This window comes from uncultured Maribacter sp. (assembly GCF_947500405.1).
In the GTDB taxonomy this organism is placed as follows: Bacteria; Bacteroidota; Bacteroidia; order Flavobacteriales; family Flavobacteriaceae; genus Maribacter_B.
This window is the reverse complement of record NZ_CANMRY010000008.1, coordinates 120690-143741: the sequence shown is the minus strand read 5'-3', so window position 1 is coordinate 143741 and position 23052 is coordinate 120690. Positions and strand designations below refer to the sequence as shown.

General features: G+C 32.5%; 16 protein-coding genes, 2 tRNA genes and 1 pseudogene. 10 read left to right on the top strand and 9 right to left on the bottom strand.

Going from position 1 to position 23052, the window contains the following annotated elements; genetic code table 11:
- Positions 1–10: 10 nt before the first annotated feature.
- From thrC to thrA, 3 genes are read right to left on the bottom strand one after another with little or no spacing between them, the layout of a single operon-like run.
- Positions 11–1303 carry a threonine synthase gene (thrC, locus tag Q0945_RS12230; protein WP_299434931.1) on the bottom strand — a complete coding sequence of 431 codons (1293 nt, stop codon included), beginning with the start codon at positions 1301–1303 and terminating at the stop codon, positions 11–13.
- Between the two features lie 3 nt (positions 1304–1306).
- Positions 1307–2230, bottom strand: a complete 924-nt coding sequence (locus Q0945_RS12225) for a homoserine kinase (RefSeq protein WP_299434929.1) — start codon at positions 2228–2230, stop codon at positions 1307–1309.
- 2 nt (positions 2231–2232) lie between these two features.
- Positions 2233–4683 (bottom strand): bifunctional aspartate kinase/homoserine dehydrogenase I, encoded by a 2451-nt coding sequence (gene thrA, locus Q0945_RS12220; protein ID WP_299434927.1) that lies wholly within the window; start codon positions 4681–4683, stop codon positions 2233–2235.
- Between the two features lie 261 nt (positions 4684–4944).
- Between thrA and Q0945_RS12215 the strand changes: the two genes are divergently transcribed.
- Positions 4945–6486 (top strand): NAD(P)H-hydrate dehydratase, encoded by a 1542-nt coding sequence (locus Q0945_RS12215; protein WP_299434925.1) that lies wholly within the window; start codon positions 4945–4947, stop codon positions 6484–6486.
- Between the two features lie 17 nt (positions 6487–6503).
- On the opposite strand, the gene tssD is transcribed toward Q0945_RS12215, so the two are convergent.
- Complete coding sequence (gene tssD, locus Q0945_RS12210; RefSeq protein WP_299434923.1) at positions 6504–6902, bottom strand: type VI secretion system tube protein TssD; 399 nt, start codon at positions 6900–6902, stop codon at positions 6504–6506.
- 291 nt (positions 6903–7193) lie between these two features.
- Between tssD and Q0945_RS12205 the strand changes: the two genes are divergently transcribed.
- Genes Q0945_RS12205 through Q0945_RS12195 form a run of 3 tightly spaced genes read left to right on the top strand, consistent with a single transcriptional unit; the run spans position 7194 to position 8875 of the window.
- A complete protein-coding gene (locus tag Q0945_RS12205; protein WP_299434921.1) occupies positions 7194–8243 on the top strand; it encodes a hypothetical protein in 1050 nt (349 codons plus the stop codon).
- Entirely contained in the window at positions 8224–8646 is a 423-nt protein-coding gene (locus tag Q0945_RS12200; RefSeq protein ID WP_299434919.1) for a hypothetical protein, read from the top strand. The genes Q0945_RS12205 and Q0945_RS12200 overlap by 20 nt, the downstream gene beginning before the upstream one ends.
- A 52-nt stretch (positions 8647–8698) precedes the next feature.
- Positions 8699–8875 carry a hypothetical protein gene (locus Q0945_RS12195; protein WP_299434917.1) on the top strand — a complete coding sequence of 59 codons (177 nt, stop codon included), beginning with the start codon at positions 8699–8701 and terminating at the stop codon, positions 8873–8875.
- Position 8876: 1 nt separating this feature from the next.
- Here Q0945_RS12195 and Q0945_RS12190 read toward each other — a convergent pair whose 3' ends face one another.
- Both Q0945_RS12190 and Q0945_RS12185 read right to left on the bottom strand, forming a co-directional pair.
- Positions 8877–9272, bottom strand: a complete 396-nt coding sequence (locus Q0945_RS12190; RefSeq protein WP_299435003.1) for an STAS/SEC14 domain-containing protein — start codon at positions 9270–9272, stop codon at positions 8877–8879.
- Between the two features lie 192 nt (positions 9273–9464).
- Positions 9465–12017, bottom strand: coding sequence for an ATP-dependent Clp protease ATP-binding subunit (locus Q0945_RS12185; RefSeq protein WP_299434915.1), 2553 nt, complete (start codon positions 12015–12017; stop codon positions 9465–9467).
- A gap of 263 nt (positions 12018–12280) precedes the next feature.
- On the opposite strand from Q0945_RS12185, the gene gyrA reads away from it, so the two are divergent.
- Both gyrA and Q0945_RS12175 read left to right on the top strand, forming a co-directional pair.
- Positions 12281–14839: a DNA gyrase subunit A gene (gene gyrA / locus Q0945_RS12180; RefSeq protein WP_299434913.1), complete on the top strand. Its 2559-nt coding sequence runs from the start codon at positions 12281–12283 to the stop codon at positions 14837–14839.
- Between the two features lie 33 nt (positions 14840–14872).
- A complete protein-coding gene (locus Q0945_RS12175; RefSeq protein WP_299434911.1) occupies positions 14873–16135 on the top strand; it encodes a tetratricopeptide repeat protein in 1263 nt (420 codons plus the stop codon).
- A 73-nt stretch (positions 16136–16208) separates the two neighbouring features.
- On the opposite strand, the gene Q0945_RS12170 is transcribed toward Q0945_RS12175, so the two are convergent.
- Entirely contained in the window at positions 16209–17384 is a 1176-nt protein-coding gene (locus tag Q0945_RS12170) for an acetyl-CoA C-acyltransferase (RefSeq protein WP_299434909.1), read from the bottom strand.
- Positions 17385–17508: 124 nt separating this feature from the next.
- On the opposite strand from Q0945_RS12170, the gene Q0945_RS12165 reads away from it, so the two are divergent.
- The 3 genes from Q0945_RS12165 to Q0945_RS12155 all read left to right on the top strand — a co-directional run bounded on the left by Q0945_RS12165 (position 17509) and on the right by Q0945_RS12155 (position 19930).
- Positions 17509–19560, top strand: coding sequence for an HDIG domain-containing metalloprotein (locus Q0945_RS12165; protein ID WP_299434907.1), 2052 nt, complete (start codon positions 17509–17511; stop codon positions 19558–19560).
- Between the two features lie 110 nt (positions 19561–19670).
- A tRNA-Ser gene (locus tag Q0945_RS12160) sits at positions 19671–19759 on the top strand.
- Between the two features lie 96 nt (positions 19760–19855).
- Positions 19856–19930, top strand: a tRNA-Pro gene (locus Q0945_RS12155).
- 219 nt (positions 19931–20149) lie between these two features.
- Here Q0945_RS12155 and Q0945_RS12150 read toward each other — a convergent pair.
- Both Q0945_RS12150 and Q0945_RS12145 read right to left on the bottom strand, forming a co-directional pair.
- Positions 20150–20327, bottom strand: a pseudogene (locus tag Q0945_RS12150) (transposase); the annotation flags it as partial.
- Between the two features lie 13 nt (positions 20328–20340).
- Positions 20341–21228, bottom strand: coding sequence for an AraC family transcriptional regulator (locus tag Q0945_RS12145; RefSeq protein WP_299434905.1), 888 nt, complete (start codon positions 21226–21228; stop codon positions 20341–20343).
- Positions 21229–21645: 417 nt separating this feature from the next.
- Here Q0945_RS12145 and Q0945_RS12140 point away from each other — a divergent pair, with 417 nt between their 5' ends.
- Entirely contained in the window at positions 21646–23046 is a 1401-nt protein-coding gene (locus tag Q0945_RS12140; RefSeq protein ID WP_299434904.1) for a sugar porter family MFS transporter, read from the top strand.
- Positions 23047–23052 lie beyond the last annotated feature (6 nt).

Below are 23052 nucleotides of genomic sequence, written 5' to 3'. Positions count from 1 at the left end.
AACAAAAATACTATTGTAATAAGTAGCTTTTTAGTTCTTTGTAAGTTGCTATTTTATGAGAAACTTTTTCTTTATCCATGACTTTCAAAATTTGCGAAGGGATAGGGATTTTAACATCCATGGTTTCTTCCACAATATCTAAAAACTTAACAGGATGAGCAGTCTCTAAGAAAATACCATAAGTATTAGGATTTTCTTTTTGATATTTCTTTAAACCTAAATAACCTACAGCACCATGTGGATCCGCAGTATATTCAGAATCTTTGTAAATGGCTACCATAGCTTTTCTTGTCTCTTTATCTGTAAAAGAATAAGAAGAAAGGTTTTTAGCTAAATCTTGAAAATTGTCTTTAAATAAATGACGAATTCTAATAAAATTACTAGGATCACCAACATCCATGGCATTAGAGATTGTTGCTGTAGAAGGTTTAGGAGAATATTCTTGTGTTCTCATAAACTCAGGAACGGTATCATTAACATTAGTAGCTGCAACAAATTGTTTTACCGGCATGCCTAAACGTTGCGCCATTAAACCGGCACAAATATTACCAAAGTTCCCACTAGGAACAGAAAATACAATTTCTTTTCCTTTGGATTTAGCTTCTTTGTAAGCAAATAAGAAATAAAATAATTGAGGCAACCAACGTGCAACGTTTATAGAGTTTGCGGAGGTTAACTGCATTTTGTCTAATAACTCGCTATCTAAGAAAGCATTTTTAACCATTGCTTGGCAATCATCAAAAGTGCCATCTACTTCTAAGGCAGAAATGTTTTGCCCTAAAGTGGTTAATTGTCTTTCTTGAATATCGCTTACTTTTCCGCTAGGATATAATATTACAACTTTTACACCTTTAACACCTAAGAATCCATTAGCTACAGCACCTCCAGTATCTCCAGAAGTAGCAACTAAAACAGTAACTTCATTATCTTCTCCTTCAGAAAAGTAACCTAAACAGTTGGCCATAAATCTTGCTCCTACATCTTTAAAAGCCATGGTAGGGCCATGAAACAATTCTAAAGTTGCAGTATCTTCATTTAATTCTACTACAGGGAAATCAAAATCTAAAACGGTATCTAATATTCCTTTTAATCTGTCTTCAGGAATTTCTGAAGAAACAAATTGTTTTATAGCTTCAAAAGCAATTTCTGTGTTAGATAAGGATTCTATATTTTCAAAGAATGAAGCAGGTAATGGTGTTATACTCTCAGGAAAGTATAATCCTTTATCTGGCGCAATACCTTTAATAACTGCGTCTTTGAAAGATACATTTGGAGCTTGTTTATTTAGGCTATAAAAGTTCATTTTTTAATTTATTATTTTTATCCCTTGGGTATTAATTTTGGATACATGTATGTCAAAATCAATACCAATATTTTTGTATACTTTTTTCATTGCTTCGGCAACTTTTTGCGCGGTTTCTTCTCCTTTACTAAAAGTAAATATAGAAGGTCCAGAACCAGATATACCGCACCCTAAAGCACCAGCTTTAATTGTTTCTTCTTTAATAGAATCGAAACCAGGTATTAAGATAGAGCGAATAGGTTCTATGATATGGTCCTCTAGAGAACGGCCTATTAAATCATAATCCTCCATAAATAAACCAGCAATTAATCCACCAACATTACCCCATTGTTTTATGCCATTTTCTAGAGAAATAGTAGTTTTTAAAATTTTTCTAGAGTCTGATGTTTTTACTTCAATCTGGGGGTGTATAACAGTTGCATAAAGCTCTGACGGATTCTTTATAGGAACAATATCTAAAGGCGTATAACTCCGAACTAATGTAAAAGCGCCAAATAGGGCAGGGGCAACATTATCTGCATGTGCAACACCACTAGCCAAACGTTCTCCTTCCATTGCAAATTTTACCAATTCGGTTTGGGAAAAAGGATTTCCAAGTAAGTGGTTCATAGCCCATACTGCACCAGTAGAACTTGCAGCGCTACTTCCTATACCGCTACCAGCTTTAATTTTTTTGTAGATTTCTATTTCAAAACCACCAGTGTATTCTGCTTTTTCTAAAAGAGCTAAGCCAGCAACACCTGCAACATTTTTATTGGTTTCTAATGGTAAATCTTGCCCTTCCAGTTTTGTAATTCGTACTCCGGCTTCTTTGGTTTTACGAACAATCATTTCATCTCCAACAGAATCTAAAGCAACTCCTAGAACATCAAATCCGCAAGAAATATTTGCAATTGTAGCAGGACAAAAAACTTTTATTTCTTCCATATTTAAAAGTTTCCTATTCTAATAATATCTGCAAAAATACCAGACGCAGTAACATCTGCACCAGCGCCAGCTCCTTTTATAATCATAGGTTGGTTAGGATATCTTTCTGTATAGAAAAGAACAATATTGTCGCTTCCTTCTAGATTGTAAAAATCATGACCTTTTGGTATTTCTTGTAAACCTACACTAGCTTTTCCATCTTCATATTGCGCAACATACTTAAGTTTACTATCCGCGTCTTTCGCTTTCTTATAAATAGCTTGGAAAGAATCTTCATGCTTAATAAGTGAAGCAAAAAAGTCTTCGTTATTTGTTGTGTCTAAACTTTCTTTAGGTAAAAATGGATTGTTAACAATATCCTCAATCTCAATTTGGTTTCCGCTTTCTCTTGCTAAGATTAATATCTTACGCATTACATCAACCCCACTTAAATCTATTTTTGGATCCGGCTCTGTATACCCCTCTTCCTGAGCTTGTTTCACAATATCATGGAAGGTTGTTTCATCATTAAAATAATTAAATACAAAGTTTAAACTTCCAGAAAGTACCGCTTGTATTTTTAAGATTTTATCTCCTGAAGCAATTAAATGCTTAAGTGTATCTATAATTGGTAAACCTGCACCTACATTAGTTTCAAACAAGAAAGGAGCATTATATTCTCTTGCTAATCTTTTTAATTCTTGGTAATTATCAAATTTAGAAGAACATGCAATTTTATTACAAGTAACTACGGAAATACTGTTTCCTAAATATTTGTTATACGTTTCGGAAACTTCTGCACTAGCAGTATTATCTACAAAAATGCTGTTTCTGTAATTTAGAGAATTAACTTTCTCAAAGAACTTTTGCTTATTAGCTTTTTCTCCTTTCGCAAGAGATTCTTCCCATTTACTAAGGTCAATTCCACTCTCATTAAATAGCATAGTTCTGGAATTAGAAATTCCAATTACTCTAATATTTAATTTTAAATTTTCTTTTAGGTATTTCTTCTGTTGTGAAACTTGAGTTAAGAATTTTGCACCAACGTTACCAACACCCATTACAAATAGGTTAAGTTGTTTTACGTTTTCTTCAAAAAATTCCTCGTGTAAAGTGTTTAGCGCTTTCTTTACGTCTTCTTTTTTAATAACTGTTGATATGTTTCTTTCCGAAGCACCTTGCGCAATGGCTCTAATATTTACATTGTTTTTTCCTAAAGTGCTAAACATTTTACCGCTTAACCCTTGATGGCTTTTCATATTATCCCCTACAAGCGCAACAATTGCTAAATCTTTTTCAGGAACTACAGGGTTAATTTTTCCGCGTTCTATTTCATATTCAAAAGCTGTGTTTACAATTTCTACAGCTTTATCTATGTCTTCTGCAGAGATGCCTACACAAATAGAATGTTCTGAAGAAGCTTGTGTAATTAAAACTACACTAATTTCTGCTTGCGATAATACTTCAAAGAAACGCTTAGAAATACCTGGTATTCCTACCATTCCAGAGCCTTCTAAAGATAGTAAAGCAATATTTTCTACACTACTAATACCGCGAACCGTTTTTCCTTTTTCGTTCTTAGATTTTGTAATTAATGTACCGTCATTTTCTGGTTCAAAAGTATTCTTAATGCAAATAGAAATACCTTCCGAAAGTACCGGTTGTATTGTTGGAGGATATAATACTTTGGCTCCAAAATGAGAAAGTTCCATAGCTTCTTCATAAGATATATGAGGAATAGCCTTTGCTTGTTTTACTAATTTTGGGTTTGCAGTATACATACCGCTAACATCTGTCCAAATTTCTAGAATATTTGCTTTTACAGCAGCTGCATAAATAGCGGCAGTATAATCTGACCCTCCACGACCTAAGGTTGTAGAATTTCCATTTTCAGAAGATGCTATAAAGCCAGGGGTTACTACAACAGCATGTTTTGTGTTAGAGAAAAAGGTGCTTGCATTTTTATAAGTAAGGCTAAAGTTTACAACAGCATTACCGTTTAAATCGTTTGTTTTTATAAGTTCTCTACTGTCTTTGTAAATAGCGTCTAAACCTTCTTGTTTAAAATATTCACTAATAATAAAGGAAGAAAGTAGCTCTCCAAAGCTTACTATTTTATCCGATAATTTTGCAGTAATTTCTCCGATTAAAAAAGCGCCTTCTAATAAAGTTTCTAATGTGTTAAGTTCACTTTTTACTTTGCTTAGAACGGAACTTTGGTTTTTTACCGAAATAAGTTCTTTAGCAGTAGATAAGTGTCTTTCTTCTATTTCTGTAATTACTTGCTTGTATGTTGCGTCTTGTTTTGCAGCTAAATTGGCAGCTTTAATAAGTAAATCTGTAACTCCTCCAAGGGCAGATACAACAACTATATTTTTTTTGTTATTGCTATTGCTATTGCTAACAATGTTTTTTACTAAACCTATATTTTTTGCGTTGGCAACAGAAGTGCCTCCGAATTTTAAAACTTTCATTATGTATGGAAATTAACTTGTACTATATGAGTGAATTGCGTAAAATAACGCGAAAAATGGACGTATATGTAGTTGCTTACCCCAATGGGGTAGTGGTTCCAATTGTAGTTGTACCATTGGTTAAAGTAGAAAATAATATGTCCGTAATTTTGTCGTACATGGTTCTTTGTGAGATTCAAAAGTAGTACATTTGGGTTGTTAATCAAATGTTTCTAGTGATTTTTATGAAATTATCACTAATTGACTGAATAATTGTATAGTATGAAACTTTTTGCTGCGGAGCAGATTTATGCTGCGGATAAATTTACAATAGAAAAACAACAAATAACTAGTGATGCTCTTATGGAGCAGGCTGCAATCCAGATTTTTAATTGGATGCATTTGCGAATGCAGGGAGCACCAGTTAAGATTCACTTGTTTTGCGGGATAGGAAATAATGGTGGGGATGGAATGGCTTTAGCTAGACATTTACAAGAGCATGGTTATAATATAGAGGTTTATGTTGTTAATTATAGTGAGAAAAGGTCTAAGGATTTTTTAATAAATCTAGATAGATTAAAAGATCGTAAAATATGGCCAAACTTTATGGATTCTGATTGTGAGTTTCCTGAAATTCATAGGGATGACATTATTGTAGATGCTATTTTTGGAATTGGTTTAAATAGAGAGCCTAGTGATTGGGTTGTTAATTTAATAGAACACTTACATAAAAGTGAGGCATTTGTTCTCTCTGTTGATATTCCTTCTGGTTTGTATACAGATAAGATTCCTACTAACGAAAAAGCTGTTGTTAAAGCAAATTATGTTCTAAGTTTTCAAGCGCCAAAGCTTATTTTCTTTTTACCAGATACGGGAATTTATATAGGGCAATGGGAGGTTTTAGATATTGGTTTAGATTCAGAATATTTATCAACAACAGAGGTCGAGTATGAAATTATTGGTAAGAATGAAGTACTTCCGATATACAAACCAAGAGAAAAGTTTACGCACAAAGGAACGTATGGTCATTCTTTACTTGTAGGTGGTAGTTATGGTAAAATAGGAGCCTCTATTTTAGCTACAAAAGCAGCTTTAAAAATAGGAAGCGGATTAGTAACAGCGTATATACCAAAGTGTGGATATGTTCCAATGCAAACTGCGGTTCCTGAAGCTATGGTTTTAACAAATTCGGAAGAAAATATTGCGGATATAGATTTTAAAACTTCACCAGATGCTATTGGTGTAGGAGTTGGTTTAGGTACAGAAAAAGAAACTGTAAATGCATTTTCTAAATTCTTAGATAAAAATAAGTTGCCTTTGGTAGTAGATGCCGATGGTTTAAATATGCTGTCTGAGAATAAGGAATTATTAAAAAAACTCCCAGAGAATTCTATTCTTACGCCGCATCCTAAAGAATTGGAAAGGCTAATTGGTAAGTGGAAAGGAGATTTTGATAAGCTTAAAAAGGCTAAAGCATTTTCTAAAAAATATGCCTGCGTGCTTGTTATAAAAGGAGCAAATACAATTATTTTATTTAACGGAAAAGGCTATATAAATACTACGGGTAATCCAGGAATGGCAACAGCAGGAACGGGAGATGTATTAACAGGTGTAATTACAGGTTTACTAGCGCAAGGCTATGATTCTCTAGGAGCTGCAATATTTGGTGTTTATTTACATGGTAGGGCAGGAGATATGGTTGTAGAGCAAGTTGGGTATCAATCCTTAATGGCGAGTGATATTATAGAGGCTCTTGGTGATGCTTATATAGATTTGTTTAAAGTTCCAGAGCAGCAACCACAGCAAGAAGAGGGGGAACAGTAATCAGTAATAGTACTTAGTTAATTAGCCATTGGCCAGCTATTAGAATGTACATTATCATCTATATGAATATCTTTAGCACTGATAAGAATGTCTAATGTGTATGGATTTTCCCCTGCATGGTGATATTGCTCTTCATATCGTATACAAAAAGCTTTTTTAAATATAATGTTACGTAAAATACCACTATAATCTACGGCATAAAATACAATTTTACCGTCTTTAGTGTTGGTGTTAGATAATGCCCATCTAGAAAGTTCTTGTGTTTTTAAACTCATTTCTAAGTTTAAAGATATTTGCCCAGCAACGACATTGGCAGAAGGTTTTCCAGTTACATCAGTGTCTTGATCTACTATTAGTGAGTAGTCTAGTATGGTAATTTCTTTGTTGTCTATAATTAATTTAGCTTTAAAAGACATTTGTAATAGTATTAATGGTTAATATTCTTTTTGTAGGATAAATATAGTAATAGGAGAATCTACAGAAAATAATACATCATAAATATATTGTAATTCTTACTTATTTTAGATAAAATGCGTCATTTACAGGTTTAATAACTCATTTTTAAAATAAGAAAAATCTGTATCATACTATTTTTTTCTTACTTTGTAATCTATAAAAATTGTACCTATTTAGAAAACACCTCGGAGTAAATCTATGAAGTGTTATGGGGGTAATAAATATGCTATTAAAAAGGAATCGTATATATTATGGAGAAATTTGCAAAGCAAAGAAGATTACATACGCTAAAGAGGCAATTAAATGCTACAATAAAACAAGTAGAGCAAAGAGTTAACAGAAATTCTCATTTGCAAATAGAGCAAACTGTAAAAACAGAGCTAGAAAGAACTGTAAAACGGTTTGTAAAACAAGAAATAACAAAAATTAAAACCAAAACCAACGATTGGTATTTTGACGATACCTTAAATAAAATCTACAGACAAAGAAACAGTTTAGCTAAAAACAGGTATTTTATAGTAGATACTGTAAATGTTCCTATAGGCGGTAGTACACCTTCTTTTTATGGGGAACAACGCATACGAGAATTGCCAATTACCCATGCGGAAATAAGCAGACGTATTTCTAGTTCTGCGGCTATATTTGCAAAAATGTTACAAGTTACAGTTAGTAAAGAAGAGAATGCAAAAATTTGGAATGCCTATGATACGGTAGACGAGAAAACTATTTTTACCGTAACCTTAGGTTTGCCAGTGGCTATTATAGCAGGGGTAGAGCTTTTACCTGCTATGTATGTATATGCAAAGCCAGCGGTTATTGCAGAGGCAGAATTAATTGGAAGTTCTGGTACTTATATTAAAAGTATATTATCTACTCGTAGTTTGGGGCTTACGTTAAACTCTAGTTTAGGAAGTGGTTTGGGGCATTTTTTTGGTGATGCTACTGCGCAGTATGTAGGGAACGGTTTTGATTATAAAAAAGTAGATCCGTATAGGGCAGCAGTATCTGGTGTGTTTAAATTTAGTGCTAGTTCTGTTTTTATGCGATCGGTGGCTAATTCAAGAGAAAAGAATAATTATATGATGAGGTTTTCTGAATCGAAAAATATTGCTGTAGATTTTTCTTTTGGAATGTTAGGCGGGGGTATTAATAAAGAGATAGGTAGCTTTGGTCTTATGGAATTTAATAAAAGTATGGGGGGATATTTGGAGCATACTATGCGTATTGGGATTAATTCGACCAAAACAACAGTAGCTAATAAGACAAAAAAAGAAATAAAAAGTGAAAAAAATAATAAGTAAGATAGAAAGCTTTTTTAATTCTCAAACTCCATTAAGGTATATCTTGGCGTTTATTATATCTTATATTGTATATACTAGCACTCGAAGTTTTTACCATTTTAAATTTTATACGGTTTATGCAATAGCAGAATGTGTAGCCATAGAGCATCAAAATACAGATACCTTTGCTGTTTATGAATTTTATGTAGATAAAAAAAAAATAGATGGAGATATACAATTAGGATTAGATGATGATTGGGAAATAGTAAACAAGTTTTTTAGAGTAAAATATTCTAGTAAGGATCCAGAGATTAATGAGCTAGTTTTGGCTAGACCTGTTTATGATACAGTGCTTATAAAAAATGCAGGTTTTACTATTAAGAAAAAAAAGAAGAAAAAGCGTAACCAGTTTCAGGAGTTTTAAAACTAAAGTTTAGTAAAGTAGATGGTTATTTAAGAGTGTAAATTAAAGAGATATGAAAAATTTTGTTGTTAACTTAATTATGTATGGACCAGTTGTAGCATATATAATTTATTCGCAATATACAAGAGTACCAAATAGTGGTTTTAATTGGGTAGAGTTAATAACGGTAATTTTTTTAGGATTACTTAGCAGTGCTATTGCAAGAAAGTGTAAAGAAAAATGGGATTAAATTATTTTACTTTAACTCTTCTTTTTATCCAAGCAATAGCGTTATCATATTCTATATAGAATTTCATAGCTTTTTTGTAGAAGAGTTTTTCTATATTAAAGTTATGCATATCTATTTCGTTTACAGATACGATGGCAAACCCTTTTAAATTGTTTAATTCTCGTAAATGACTATATATTGTAGGGTCTATTACATAAGAATTTTTACGATAGCTAACATAGCCAAAAGGTTTGTTTTTAAAGTGAATTTCTGCAATACCAATTATTTGGAAAACACGCTCTAAAGTAAGTGTAACTCCTTCATTAAAAATGGAAACCATATGAGTGTCAAACACTTGTATTTTTCCAATTTCTAATTGATACTCTTTTACTATAATTTTTTTCTTCGCCAAACTCACTTTCAAGTATTATTTGTTATAGTGTCTTGGGCGAATTTAGGCGTTAGTAAAGGTTTGGTATAATATTTTAGATTAAAGGCTGAAAATTCGTTTATACTGCTTTTGGGTATTTTTTGTGCAATATAGGTATGGCTTCTTTTGAGCATAAAAAAGGGCTCAACTGAGCCCTTCTTCTTATAATATGGTAAAAAATTATTCTGTTTTAGAAGATTCTTCCGCTTTTTCAATTTTAATAGTAAGCTCGTCTTTCTTCTTATCTAAATCCATGAAAATACTGTCTCCCTCTTTTAATTTAGAATTTACAATCTCTTCAGCAAGCGCATCTTCAATATATTTTTGAATAGCTCTTTTTAGGGGTCTGGCGCCATATTGCTTATCAAAACCTTTCTCAGCAATATAGTCTTTAGCTTTATCTGTAAGATTAAGGTTGTATCCTATGTCTCTAATTCTGGCATATAATTTAAGAAGTTCTATATCTATAATTTTATGAATATCTTCTCTTTCTAAAGCGTTAAATACTATTACATCATCTATTCTATTTAAGAATTCTGGAGCAAAAGCCTTTTTAAGAGCATTTTCTATAACTCCTTTTTGATATGCATCTGCTTGCGATTTTTTTGCTGCAGTACCAAAACCAACACCTTGTCCAAAGTCCTTTAATTGGCGGGCACCAATATTGGAAGTCATTATAATAATGGTATTTCTAAAATCAATTTTTCTACCTAAACTATCTGTTAAAAAGCCATCATCTAACACTTGAAGCATCATATTAAATACATCTGGATGCGCTTTTTCAACTTCATCTAATAGTACAACAGAATAAGGTTTGCGTCTAACTTTTTCGGTTAATTGTCCTCCTTCTTCATAACCAACATAACCTGGAGGTGCACCAACTAATCTAGAAATGGCAAATTTTTCCATATATTCACTCATGTCTATACGAATTAGAGCTTCTTCAGAATCAAATAATTCTTTAGCAAGAACTTTTGCTAACTGGGTTTTACCAACACCAGTTTGTCCTAAGAAAATAAAAGAACCAATTGGCTTGTTAGGGTCTTTAAGTCCTGCTCTATTTCTTTGAATAGCTTTTGCAACTTTAGCAACAGCATCATCTTGCCCAATTACGTTAGATTTAATTAATTCTGGTAATTCGGCTAATTTGTTGCTTTCTGTTTGCGCAATTCTGTTAACAGGAATACCACTCATCATAGAAACAACATCAGCAACATTGTCTTCAGATACAGTTTCTTTGTGAAGTTTGCTGTCATCTTCCCATTTTTCTTGAGCAGTAGCAAGGTCTTTTTCTATCCTTTTTTCGTCGTCTCTAAGTTTTGCTGCCTCTTCATATTTTTGCTTTTTAACAACACTATTTTTTAATTCTCTAACATCTTCTAGTTGTTTTTCTAATTCTAGAATTTGTTTAGGAACATCCATATTTACAATATGTACTCTAGAACCAGCTTCATCTAAAGCATCAATAGCTTTATCTGGAAGAAAACGGTCTGTCATATACCTATTTGTTAGTTTAACACAGGCAATAATTGCTTCATCTGTGTACGTAACATTATGGTGGTCTTCGTATTTAGTCTTAATGTTTTGTAGAATCTCTATAGTTTCTTCTACAGAAGTAGGTTCTACAATAACTTTCTGAAAACGTCTTTCTAAGGCACCATCTTTTTCAATATACTGTCTGTATTCATCTAAAGTGGTAGCACCAATACATTGAATTTCACCTCTTGCTAAAGCTGGTTTAAACATGTTAGAAGCGTCTAAACTTCCAGTAGCACCACCTGCGCCAACAATGGTATGTATTTCATCAATAAAAAGAATAACATCATCATTCTTTTCTAACTCATTCATAACGGCTTTCATACGTTCTTCAAACTGGCCACGGTATTTCGTGCCAGCAACTAAAGAAGCTAAATCTAAGGTTACAACTCTTTTGTTGTATAAGATTCTAGAAACCTTTTTATTAATAATTCGTAATGCTAAACCTTCTGCAATAGCACTTTTACCAACTCCCGGTTCACCTATTAATAATGGATTATTCTTTTTTCTACGACTTAGTATCTGAGAAACACGTTCTATTTCTTTTTCTCTACCAACAACAGGGTCCAAATTATTTTCCTCTGCCATACGTGTTAGGTCTCTTCCAAAATTATCTAAAACTGGTGTCTTAGATTTTTTGTTCCCTTTAGGGGTAGAAGAGTTTCCAAATGTACTTTCTTTATTGTCTCCGCTCTCATCAGAATCGCTTGGAAAAGATTCGGACGTTGGCGGGTTTACAATATCATCATCGCTTGTAATCATAAATTTAAACTGTTCTTTTACGCCATCATAGTCTACTTTTAACTTGTGAAGTAGTTTTGTGGTGGGGTCATTCTCATTTCTTAATATGCAAAGTAATAAATGAGCAGTATTAATTGAGGAACTCTGAAATAACTTAGCTTCTAGAAACGTGGTTTTTAGAGCACGTTCTGCTTGTCTTGTTAAATGTAAGTTCTTTTTGTCTTTTTGTATGCCACTTGGGTTAGGGTTAGAAGGGCTAAGGATTTCAACCTTTCTTCTTAAATGGTCTAAATCTACATCTAGAGCATCAAGAATGTTGATAGCTTTGCCGTTTCCATCTCGTAATAATCCAAGCATAAGATGCTCTGTGCCAATAAAATCATGGCCAAGTCTTAGCGCCTCTTCTTTACTAAAAGCTATTACATCTTTTACCCGTGGTGAGAAATTATCATCCATATAATTATTTGTATCAACTATAAAATTACTAAATATTGCTTAATTAGTGGCAATTACCATACCTATATTCGTTAAACTATTCCTAAATGACGAAAAAAGAGCCGGATTACAAAATTTTACTCTATATAATTGTTAACGATTGTTTTTCATGAAAAGTGTTAATAAATTATTTAATAAAAAACTTTAAGTGTGCTGTGTTAGCTTCGATTTTGAGTATATTGGCATGCTTTTTTAACCTTAATTAAAACAACTAGATTTTTAAGATGGCAGACGGAGAAAAATTGATTCCTATTAATATTGAAGATGAAATGAAATCGGCTTACATTGATTACTCAATGTCGGTCATTGTGTCACGTGCACTTCCAGACGTAAGAGATGGATTAAAACCTGTACACCGAAGAGTTTTATTTGGAATGTATGAATTAGGGGTAAGATCTAGTAGTGCTCATAAAAAATCTGCCCGTATTGTTGGGGAGGTTTTAGGTAAGTATCACCCACATGGAGATACTTCGGTTTATGACTCTATGGTACGTATGGCTCAGGAATGGAGTTTGCGTTATATGTTGGTAGACGGCCAAGGTAACTTTGGTTCTATTGATGGAGATAGCCCTGCAGCAATGCGTTATACGGAGGCTCGTATGCGTAAGATTGCAGATGACATGTTAGCAGATATTGATAAGGATACGGTAGATCATCAATTAAATTTTGATGATTCTCTTAAAGAACCTACTGTGTTACCAACAAGAATCCCAAATTTATTAGTAAATGGTGCCTCTGGTATAGCTGTTGGTATGGCAACAAACATGCCTCCTCATAACTTATCTGAAGTTGTAGACGGTACTGTTGCTTATATTGATAATAATGATATTGAGATTGATGAGCTAATTACACATATTAAAGCGCCAGATTTTCCAACTGGTGGAATTATATACGGGTATGAAGGTGTAAAAGAAGCTTTTCATACAGGTAGAGGTAGAGTTGTAATGCGCGCCAAAGCTGTTATTGAAGAAGTGCAAGGAAGAGAATGTATTATTGTTACAGAAATTCCTTATCAAGTGAATAAAGCGGATATGATTAAGAAAACCGCTGACTTGGTGAATGATAAAAAGATAGATGGTATATCTACAATCCGTGATGAATCGGATAGGAAAGGTATGCGTATTGTTTATATACTTAAAAGAGATGCTGTTCCTAATATAGTATTAAATATGCTATTTAAATACACGGCATTACAATCTTCTTTTAGTGTAAATAATATTGCTTTAGTTAATGGTAGACCGCAATTATTGAATGTTAAACAGATGATTCATTATTTTGTGGAGCATAGACATGAGGTAGTTGTAAGGCGTACAGAATATGAATTAAAGAAAGCTGAAGATAGAGCACACATCTTAGAAGGTTTAATTATTGCCTCTGATAATATTGACGAGGTAATTGCTATTATTAGAGCATCCTCTAACGCAGATGAAGCTAGAGAGAATTTAATGGAGCGTTTTAAGCTTACAGAAATTCAATCTAAAGCAATTGTAGAAATGAGGTTGCGCCAGTTAACTGGTTTAGAGCAAGATAAACTACGTGCAGAATATGATGAAATATTAAAGACTATTGCTGATTTAAAAGATATTCTTGCTAATAAAGACCGTAGAATGTCTATTATTAAAGACGAGCTTTTAGAAGTAAAAGATAAGTATGGGGATGAGCGTAGGTCCGAAATTAATTTTGCGGGTGGTGATTTAAGTATGGAAGATATGATTCCTAATGAGCAAGTAGTAATTACTATTTCTCATGCGGGTTATATTAAAAGAACACCACTTTCAGAATACAAAACGCAAAATAGAGGAGGAGTTGGTCAAAAAGCATCTTCTACAAGAAATGAAGACTTTTTAGAACATTTATTTGTAGGTACTAACCACCAATACATGTTGTTCTTTACGCAAAAAGGAAAATGTTTCTGGATGCGAGTTTATGAAATTCCAGAAGGAAGTAGAACATCTAAAGGACGTGCAATCCAAAACCTTATAAATATTGAGCAAGATGATAAGGTAAAAGCTTTCATTTGTACACAAGATTTAAAGGATGAGGATTACGTAAATAGTCATTATGTAATTATGGCTACTAAAAAAGGTACAGTTAAGAAAACTTCATTAGAGCAATATTCTAGACCACGTCAAAACGGAATTAATGCTATTGGTATTAGAGAAGGGGATGAGCTGTTAGAAGCTAAGTTAACAACAGGAACTAGCCAAGTATTCTTAGGATTAAAATCTGGTAAAGCTATTCGTTTTGAAGAAAGTAAAACTAGACCTATGGGAAGAAATGCTTCTGGTGTGCGTGGTATTACTTTAGCTCATGATGATGATGAGGTAATAGGAATGGTAACCGTACATAACTTTGAAGATGAACTTTTAGTAGTTTCTGAAAATGGATATGGTAAGCGCTCTAGTATAGATGATTATAGAGTAACTAACCGTGGAGGTAAAGGTGTTAAGACTATATCTATTACAGAGAAAACAGGAGGTTTAGTGGCTATTAAAAATGTAACAGATTCTGACGATTTAATGATTATTAATAAGTCTGGTATTGCAATTCGTATGGCAGTAGAGGATTTAAGAGTTATGGGTAGAGCTACGCAAGGAGTTAAACTAATTAATATAAAAGGCGAAGATTCTATTGCTGCAGTTGCTAAGGTGATGAAGGATGAAGATGAGATTGATGAATCTGAAATAGCTGATTTAGAGGTGAATGCAGAAGATGGCACGGCAATTGATAAGGGTAGTTCGGGTAGTAATACAGACGATACTACAGAAGAAACAAAAGAGTAATTTACAAACACTAATATTTAATTAAATTTAAAAATGAAAACTAAGATTATATTATTGGCAGCACTGTCTTTTACAATGGTAGGTTTTGCTCAGAAGAATGAATTAAAAGCGGCAGATAAAGCTTTAAAAGGAGGAGACTCGGCAAGTGCAAAGGCTTCTTTAGAAGCAGCTTCTAGTTTAGTAGCTGGTGCAGATGCTAAAGTACAAGCACAATATGAGTTTTTAAGAGGAAAAACATATGCAGATTTAGCAAAAAAAGGAGATGGTTCTGCTTTTCAAGAAGCTGTTAACTCTTTTCAGAAAGTTTTAAAAATAGAAAAAGAAAGCGGTAAGTCTAAATATTCTGCAGAAACACAGCAGCAAATGTCTGCTATTACTGCAGACTTAGTTAATTCTGCAGTAGCAGATAATGGAGCTAAAAAGTTTAAAGAAGCTGCAGAAAAATTATATTTAAGCTACAAATTAAGTCCAAAAGATACTTCTTACCTTTATTATGCAGCAAGTAGTGCGGTAAATGGTGGTCATTATGAAGAAGCATTAACTTATTATAGTGAACTGCAAGAAGTTGGTTATGATGGTAGCGCTATTGTGTATAAAGCTACCAATGTTGCTTCTGGAGAAACAGAAGAAATGGATAAAGTACAAAGAGATTTAATGGTGAAATCTGGTACGTATAAAGATCCAAAAGATGAGAAGACACCTTCTAAAAAAGCAGAGATTGTTAAGAATACGGCATTAATATATACACAGTTAGGACAGGATGACAAAGCGTTAAAGGCTTATGAAGCAGCAAGAGCAAATGACCCTAAAGACGTTAACTTAATTCTTAACCAAGCTAATTTATATTTTAAATTAGGAGATAAGGATAAATTTAAATCTTTAATGGCAGAAGCTGTAGCAGTTGCTCCTGATAATCCAGATTTACACTATAATATTGGTGTAATTAATATGGAGCAAGGGAATATAGAAGAAGCAAGAGCGGCTTATATAAAAACTTTAGAAGTTAATCCAGGGTACACTAATGCGCAATTAAACTTATCTACAACATATGTAAATGAAGGTAATGGATTAATTGATGAAATGAATTCTTTAGGTAACTCTAGAGCTGATATTGCTCGTTATGATGAGTTAAAACAGCAAAAGGATGATTTATTTAAAGAAGGTGCAGGGGTTTTAGAAGAAGCATTAAAAACTAATCCAGATAACCAAGGGATATTAACACAGTTAAAAAATATCTATGGAGCAATGGGAGATAATGAAAACTTCATGAGATTAAAGAAGTTGTTAGGAGAGTAATTCTCTAGTAATATATACTATAAAAAGGGTCTTTCACTTAGTGAAAGACCCTTTTTTATTTTGATATGTTTTGTTAATCTCTCTCAATAATTATGGCAGAAGCACCACCACCACCATTGCATATTGCAGCGGCTCCAGTCCTAGCATTTTTTTGTTCTAAGACATTTATTAGGGTAACTAATATTCTTGCGCCAGAACACCCTAAAGGGTGTCCTAAAGAAACAGCACCACCATTAACATTAACATTGGAGTCGTTAAGGCCTAAAATTTTCATATTAGCAAGTCCAACTACAGAAAAAGCTTCGTTAAATTCAAAATAATCTACATCAGAAATAGAAATATTAGCTTTTTCTAAAGCTTTTGGTAAAGCTTTAGCAGGAGCAGTTGTAAACCATTCTGGTTCATGAGCAGCATCAGCATAACTTTTTATAGTAGCTATAGGCTTTAAATTTAGTTCTTTTGCTTTTTCTTCACTCATTAGAACTATGGCAGCAGCTCCGTCATTAATTGTGGAAGCATTCGCGGCAGTTACAGTACCTTCTTTGGTAAAAGCAGGTCTTAAAGTAGGTATTTTTTCTAATTTTACGTTTTTATACTCTTCATCTTCCTTTACAATAATAGGTTCTCCACGTCTTTGTGGAACTTCAACAGGGATAACTTCATTTTTAAAAAGATTGTTTTCCCAAGCATCTGTAGATCTTTTGTAAGATTGGATTGCAAAATTATCTTGGTCTTCTCTGGAGAATTCATATTCTGTTGCACAAGCATCTGCGCAAACACCCATTGCATTTTCATCATAAGCATCTACTAGTCCGTCTTTCTGCATGCCATCAACCATAGAAGTAGGCCCAAATTTCACTCCGTTTCTTACGTGTAAATAATGAGGTATTTGACTCATGTTCTCCATTCCACCAGCAACAACAATGGAAGTATCTCCTAAGGCAATTGCTTGTGCAGCTTGCATAATAGCTTTCATACCAGAAGCACAAACTTTGTTAACAGCAGAACAAGGAACAGTGTTTGGTATTCCTGCATATATGGCAGCTTGCCTAGCAGGAGCTTGTCCAGTGCCAGCTTGCACTACGTTGCCCATTATTACTTCTTCTATTTTATCTGGACTTAAATTTATTTTTTGCAAAGCCCCTTTAATGGCAGTTGCGCCTAGTTTTGGAGCAGGTATTGTGGATAGTGCCCCCATAAAGCTTCCAATTGGGGTTCTAACAGCAGAAACTATTACTACTTTTTTCATTTATCTAGTTTACTTAAACGTTTTCGTAAAATTAAGAAATTTAAATACAAACTAAATGGTTAATAGTGTAATAGGCTATTTAACGTTATATTTTTCTATTTTTGGAATTCAGATACATCTATATATGCAAAAATCTTTGGACAATATTTACAAGAATCAGTCCCATATTTATAAATACGGTTTATATATAGTATCTATTTGTTTTATAGTTTTCTTTTTTCCTAAAGGAGGAAAATTTAAATACGAATACCAAAAAGGAAAGCCTTGGCAGTTTGAAAACCTTTATGCACCTTTTGATTTTTCCGTTAATAAATCAGAAGAAGAAATTTCTATAGAAAAGAATACGATACAAAAAAATCAAATTTCTTATTACAGGGTTGATAGGAATATAGAAAAAGAAGTGTCTAAAGCTTTTGTTTCTAACTTTTTTGTCTTTTTTGATAGAGACGCGTACACAAAAGAGCAACTGAAAACCTTAGATGAAGTTGGTAGAGAAATTTTAAAAAATATTTATAAAAAGGGGTTAAGCTCTGGAAAAGATATAAAAGAAAATGAAGAGTTAATTTATTTGATAAAAAATAATTCGGCGCAACAATTAGATAAGGAAGACTTACCAAGTTTATTAAATAAAGAAAATTATATAAGTGAGAATCTTTCTCAAAAAGGACTTTTGAATTTTGAAAAAGCGTATCAAGCACTTTTTAATAAAATATTAAAACCCAATATTTCTTTTGATGAAAAATTGTCTAAAAAGGCATTAGAAGATGCGTTGTCAAAAATATCTTATACAAGAGGAGCAATTGAAGAAGGAGATATTATTATAGCTAAAGGAGAAGTAGTTAGGGCAGATAATATTAAAATTTTGGATTCATTAAAAGGAGAGTACGAATCTGAATTATGGTCTGATGCAAATTACTATTTTATTATTGGAGGATACATTGTTTTAGTAGCTCTTGTTTTAATGATGTTATTACTTTTTATTAGAAAGTATAGGAAAGTAATTTTTGAAAACAATACCAAAGTAACTTTTATATTTTTTAATATACTCTTATTTGTATTGATAACCACGTTAATGCTTAAATATAAAGAAGCATACGTGTTTGTAGTTCCTCTATGCATTTTACCATTAATATTAAAAACCTTTTTTGATTCTAGGTTAGCATTAATTGTACATGTATTAACCGTTTTACTTTTGGGGTTTATTGTTCCAAATAGTTTTGAGTATCTTTTTTTACAAATTATTGCAGGAGTAGTAACTGTGCTTACAATTTCGGAACTTTATAAGAGAGCAAATTTATTTATATCTATTGGGCAAATTACACTTATATACATATTAGGGTATTTAGCTTTTCATGTAATACATGAAGGTAGTTTAAATAATTTAGATTGGATAACACTCAGCCTGTTTTTGTTAAACGGGATGATTACAACAGTTTTTGTACAACCTTTAATATATATCTACGAAAAAGTATTTGGGTTAGTGTCTGATGTTTCTTTGTTAGAGTTGTCCGATACAAATTCTAAGCTACTAAAGGAACTTTCTAATAAAGCGCCAGGAACTTTTCATCATTCCCTACAGGTTTCTAATTTAGCAGAAGCAGCAGCCAACGAAATAGGGGCTAATGCAATGTTAGTTAGGGTAGGGGCTTTGTATCATGATATAGGAAAAATGGCAAACCCTACATTTTTTACCGAAAACCAGGTTACAAATGCTAACCCTCATGATGAGTTAGAACCTAAGGAAAGTGCAAAAATAATTATAGATCACGTAATAAAAGGTATTGAAATTGCTAGGAAGAATAAACTTCCAGATAGAGTTATAGATTTTATACGTACACATCATGGTTTTACCTTGGTCTATTACTTTTATAAAAAAAATATAGATATTCATGGAGAAGCAGATGAAAAAGATTTTAGGTATCCAGGACCATTACCTTTTTCTAAGGAGACAGCAATTTTAATGATGGCAGATTCTGTAGAAGCAGCATCAAAGAGTTTAAAAAATCCAACGTATATTATAATAGATGAGTTTGTAGATAAAATTATAGCAGGACAAGTTAGCGCAAACCAATTTTTAAACGCAAATATTACGTTTAAAGAGATAGAAATTATAAAAAAAGTAATGAAACAGAAGCTTAGAAACATTTATCATTTAAGGGTAGAGTATCCAGAATGAGATAGTTATGATTTTGGGTTAAAAAAAAGTAAAAAAAATGTTGCATTATAGTATATGAAAATATACATTTGCATCCGCGTTTTGATACGCACGTTCTTAAGAAAAGATTTGGAGAGGTGCCTGAGTGGCCGAAAGGAGCGGTTTGCTAAATCGTCGTACCTAGAAATAGGTACCCAGGGTTCGAATCCCTGTCTCTCCGCAAGAGTCTGCGTGAGATGGCAGATAAATATAAGCAAGGAGACTATAATACCGGTTGTTTCTTTGTTCTCTACGAAAGTAGAAATACACTCATTATCGGGGTGTAGCGTAGCCCGGTTATCGCGCCGCGTTTGGGACGCGGAGGTCGCAGGTTCGAATCCTGCCACCCCGACGAACCTAGAAATAGGTAAAACCGAAACACTGTTAATCAAATGATTATCAGTGTTTTTTGTTTTATATGATATTTATATCATTTAATATTATATAAATGGTGTGGAATAGAGTGTGCATTTTCTTTATAGAATTGTCGTGATTTTAAATATCTATTTAAACCTTGTAAGTATAACTTATAGTTTGTTGAGGTATTAGTATAGCTGTTTTTTATTCATTTCTATGTACTCATTGGGGGCGAGCCCCACAATAAGCTATACGGTCTAAGATTATTGTAGTCTCTTCTCCAAATATTGAACTTCTCCTGAGCATCTACAAAGAAAAAACAAATTTGCATTTAGGCATTCATCTCTGAACAATCCATTGAAGTTTTCTATAAATGGATTGTCGATAGGTTTACTCTTAGATTATTTACTTTCGTAAATTTTGCTTGTAAATTCTTGGTGACATCCCCATGTAATTTTTAAATATTCTAGAAAAATATAAGGGGTCTTCATAACCAATCATAAAACTAATTTCTTTAATACTCAAATCAGTATAGTTTAAATATTCGCAAGCTTTCTGTATTTTTTTTAATTTAAAGAAAACCATTACAGGATATCCTGTCTTATTCTTGAATTTAGTATGTAGATAAGATTTAGAGTAATTAAATTTTGACGCAATTTCATCTAAGGTATAGTTGTTATCTAAATTATTAATCAAGAAATTCTTTATAAGATGTATTAATGTATCGTGATTTGGAGAGGTCTTTCCGGATTCAATATCATTATAAATGAAAGAGTTTATAAAATTTAGACTCAAAAGGTTAGCGTATTCAATTTGATTTTCTAAATAATTCATGTTAAGTAAATTAAATATTTTGTCAAAAAGCTCAATTTTTTTAATCGAAAAAGGAATGTTTCTGTAATTTTTAGTATTTGTAGAAGCGTATCTCTTATATAACTCTAGAGCCATAACTCCATTAAAGTGAATCCAGTAAATGCTCCAAGGGTTGGATTCATCTGCGCTATATTCATGTTTTACATCCTTTGGGATTATAAAAAATTGGTTTGGAGATATTAGAGTTCTTGATCCATTTAATATAATTTCACCCTTTCCTTTCGTACAATATATAAATATAAACTGTTTTGCACCTTTTTTTCGTAAACGGTGATGATTATTTGCCATTGGGTAATAGCCTAAATCACTAATGTAAAAATTTTTCGTTATTTGGTTAGTTTTCGCAATATTGACAACGGATTTAGGTAGAGCATTCATTCTTTGACCAAGAAACCCTTCTTTTATATAAGTGTCATTCATTTTATAGATTTTAATTTGGCTTATCAAAAAAACTTAATAAGCTGCTATACTTTAAAAAAAAATAGTTGTCCCATATTTTTACTAAGCAATAATTATTTGTCCTTTTTTAATTTAACTGTGTTTAATTTAATTAGATAAAAAATAACTTTAATAATTTTAAATTAAGCATTTTTGTCCATGTTTAAAATTTTTTCGTCTATTATTTAAACATTTAACTCTTATATATTTGTAAAATATATGTGTAATTTTTTGAGAAATTGGTAATAATATAGGTTATATTTTATTTTTATGTAAGCATTCTCATTGAAATCAGAATGTTTTAAAGTGTAAATGAAGTATTAATTTTTGATTCTTTAAAAATAAATAACTATTGTAAATGTCTATGTTTATTAGATAAAAATAACAAACTAAACTATAATGGAAAACACTAAATTTAATTTCACATATCTACTTTTCTTAGCACTAGTATCCGCAATGGGTGGTTTTCTCTTTGGCTACGATTGGGTAGTTATTGGAGGTGCAAAACCATTTTACGAGCTGTTTTTTGATATTAGTTCAGAACCAACACTACAAGGTTGGGCCATGAGTAGTGCATTAATAGGTTGTATTTTTGGAGCAGTAATTTCTGGGTTTGTAGCCGATAAATTTGGCAGAAAGCAACCGTTAATTTTAGCAGCTACTTTATTTACAATTTCTGCTTTTGGAACAGGGTATGTAAATGAATTTACGCCATTTATAATTTATAGGCTTATCGGTGGTTTAGGTATTGGTTTAGCGTCTACTTTGTCTCCTATGTATATTGCTGAAATTGCTCCTGCAAAATATAGAGGACAATTTGTTGCCATTAATCAGCTTACTTTGGTAGTAGGAATTTTAGCAGCTCAAGTAGCTAACTTTTTTATAGCTGAAGCCATACCAGAAAACTTTTCACCTAGTGAGATATTAGGCTCATGGAATGGGCAAACAGGATGGCGTTGGATGTTTTGGGCAGAATTAATTCCTGCAATTTTATTTTTTGTATTGATGTTCGTTGTGCCTAAAAGCCCAAGATTTTTGGTGAAAATAAATAACAACGATGCTGCTAAAAATGTATTAGCAAAAATTGGAGGAGAGTCTTATGCAGAGCAAGAATTAGCTAGTATTCAACAAACACTTCAAGAAAGTGGAACGTCTAAAATTCAGTTTTCAGATTTCAAAAGCTCAAAGATTAAACCAATCCTAATCATAGGTATTGTATTAGCCATATTTCAACAGTGGTGTGGTATCAATATCATTTTTAATTATGCAGAAGAAATATTTACTGCTGCAGGTTATAGTGTAGGTGATATGCTATTCAATATTGTTATTACTGGTAGTGTTAATTTAATATTTACTCTTGTTGCGATGCGAACTGTAGATAGTTGGGGGCGTAGAAAGTTAATGCTTCTTGGGTCTATAGGTCTAGGTGCAGTGTATCTTATTTTAGGGGGTGCATATTATATGGAGTTTACAGGATGGCCAGTACTTGTTTTAGTTATCACAGCAATTGCCATTTATTCCATGTCTCTAGCACCAATTACTTGGGTAGTATTATCAGAAATTTTTCCAAATAAAATACGCGGAGTTGCTATGTCTATAGCAACGTTTGCGTTATGGGTTGCTTCGTTTATACTCACATTTACATTCCCAATTTTAAATGATGCTTTGGGGGCTTCAGGAACATTTTGGGTGTATAGTTTTATTTGTATTCTAGGATTTTTATTTATAAAAAGTAAATTACCAGAAACAAAAGGTAAGAGTTTGGAAGAAATTGAAATGGAATTAACCAAGGAAAAGTAAGTTATA

Bases quoted from the DNA above. Each gene is read 5' to 3' on its own strand.
- Q0945_RS12195 (WP_299434917.1), top strand. From the start codon at position 8,699: ATGAAAAATTTTGTTGTTAACTTAATTATGTATGGACCAGTTGTAGCA.
- thrA (WP_299434927.1), bottom strand. From the start codon at position 4,683: ATGAAAGTTTTAAAATTCGGAGGCACTTCTGTTGCCAACGCAAAAAAT.
- Q0945_RS12215 (WP_299434925.1), top strand. From the start codon at position 4,945: ATGAAACTTTTTGCTGCGGAGCAGATTTATGCTGCGGATAAATTTACA.
- tssD (WP_299434923.1), bottom strand. From the start codon at position 6,902: ATGTCTTTTAAAGCTAAATTAATTATAGACAACAAAGAAATTACCATA.
- Q0945_RS12170 (WP_299434909.1), bottom strand. From the start codon at position 17,384: ATGAAAAAAGTAGTAATAGTTTCTGCTGTTAGAACCCCAATTGGAAGC.
- thrC (WP_299434931.1), bottom strand. From the start codon at position 1,303: ATGAACTTTTATAGCCTAAATAAACAAGCTCCAAATGTATCTTTCAAA.
- Q0945_RS12225 (WP_299434929.1), bottom strand. From the start codon at position 2,230: ATGGAAGAAATAAAAGTTTTTTGTCCTGCTACAATTGCAAATATTTCT.
- Q0945_RS12175 (WP_299434911.1), top strand. From the start codon at position 14,873: ATGAAAACTAAGATTATATTATTGGCAGCACTGTCTTTTACAATGGTA.
- Q0945_RS12165 (WP_299434907.1), top strand. From the start codon at position 17,509: ATGCAAAAATCTTTGGACAATATTTACAAGAATCAGTCCCATATTTAT.
- Q0945_RS12185 (WP_299434915.1), bottom strand. From the start codon at position 12,017: ATGGATGATAATTTCTCACCACGGGTAAAAGATGTAATAGCTTTTAGT.
- Q0945_RS12140 (WP_299434904.1), top strand. From the start codon at position 21,646: ATGGAAAACACTAAATTTAATTTCACATATCTACTTTTCTTAGCACTA.
- gyrA (WP_299434913.1), top strand. From the start codon at position 12,281: ATGGCAGACGGAGAAAAATTGATTCCTATTAATATTGAAGATGAAATG.
- Q0945_RS12205 (WP_299434921.1), top strand. From the start codon at position 7,194: ATGGAGAAATTTGCAAAGCAAAGAAGATTACATACGCTAAAGAGGCAA.
- Q0945_RS12145 (WP_299434905.1), bottom strand. From the start codon at position 21,228: ATGAATGACACTTATATAAAAGAAGGGTTTCTTGGTCAAAGAATGAAT.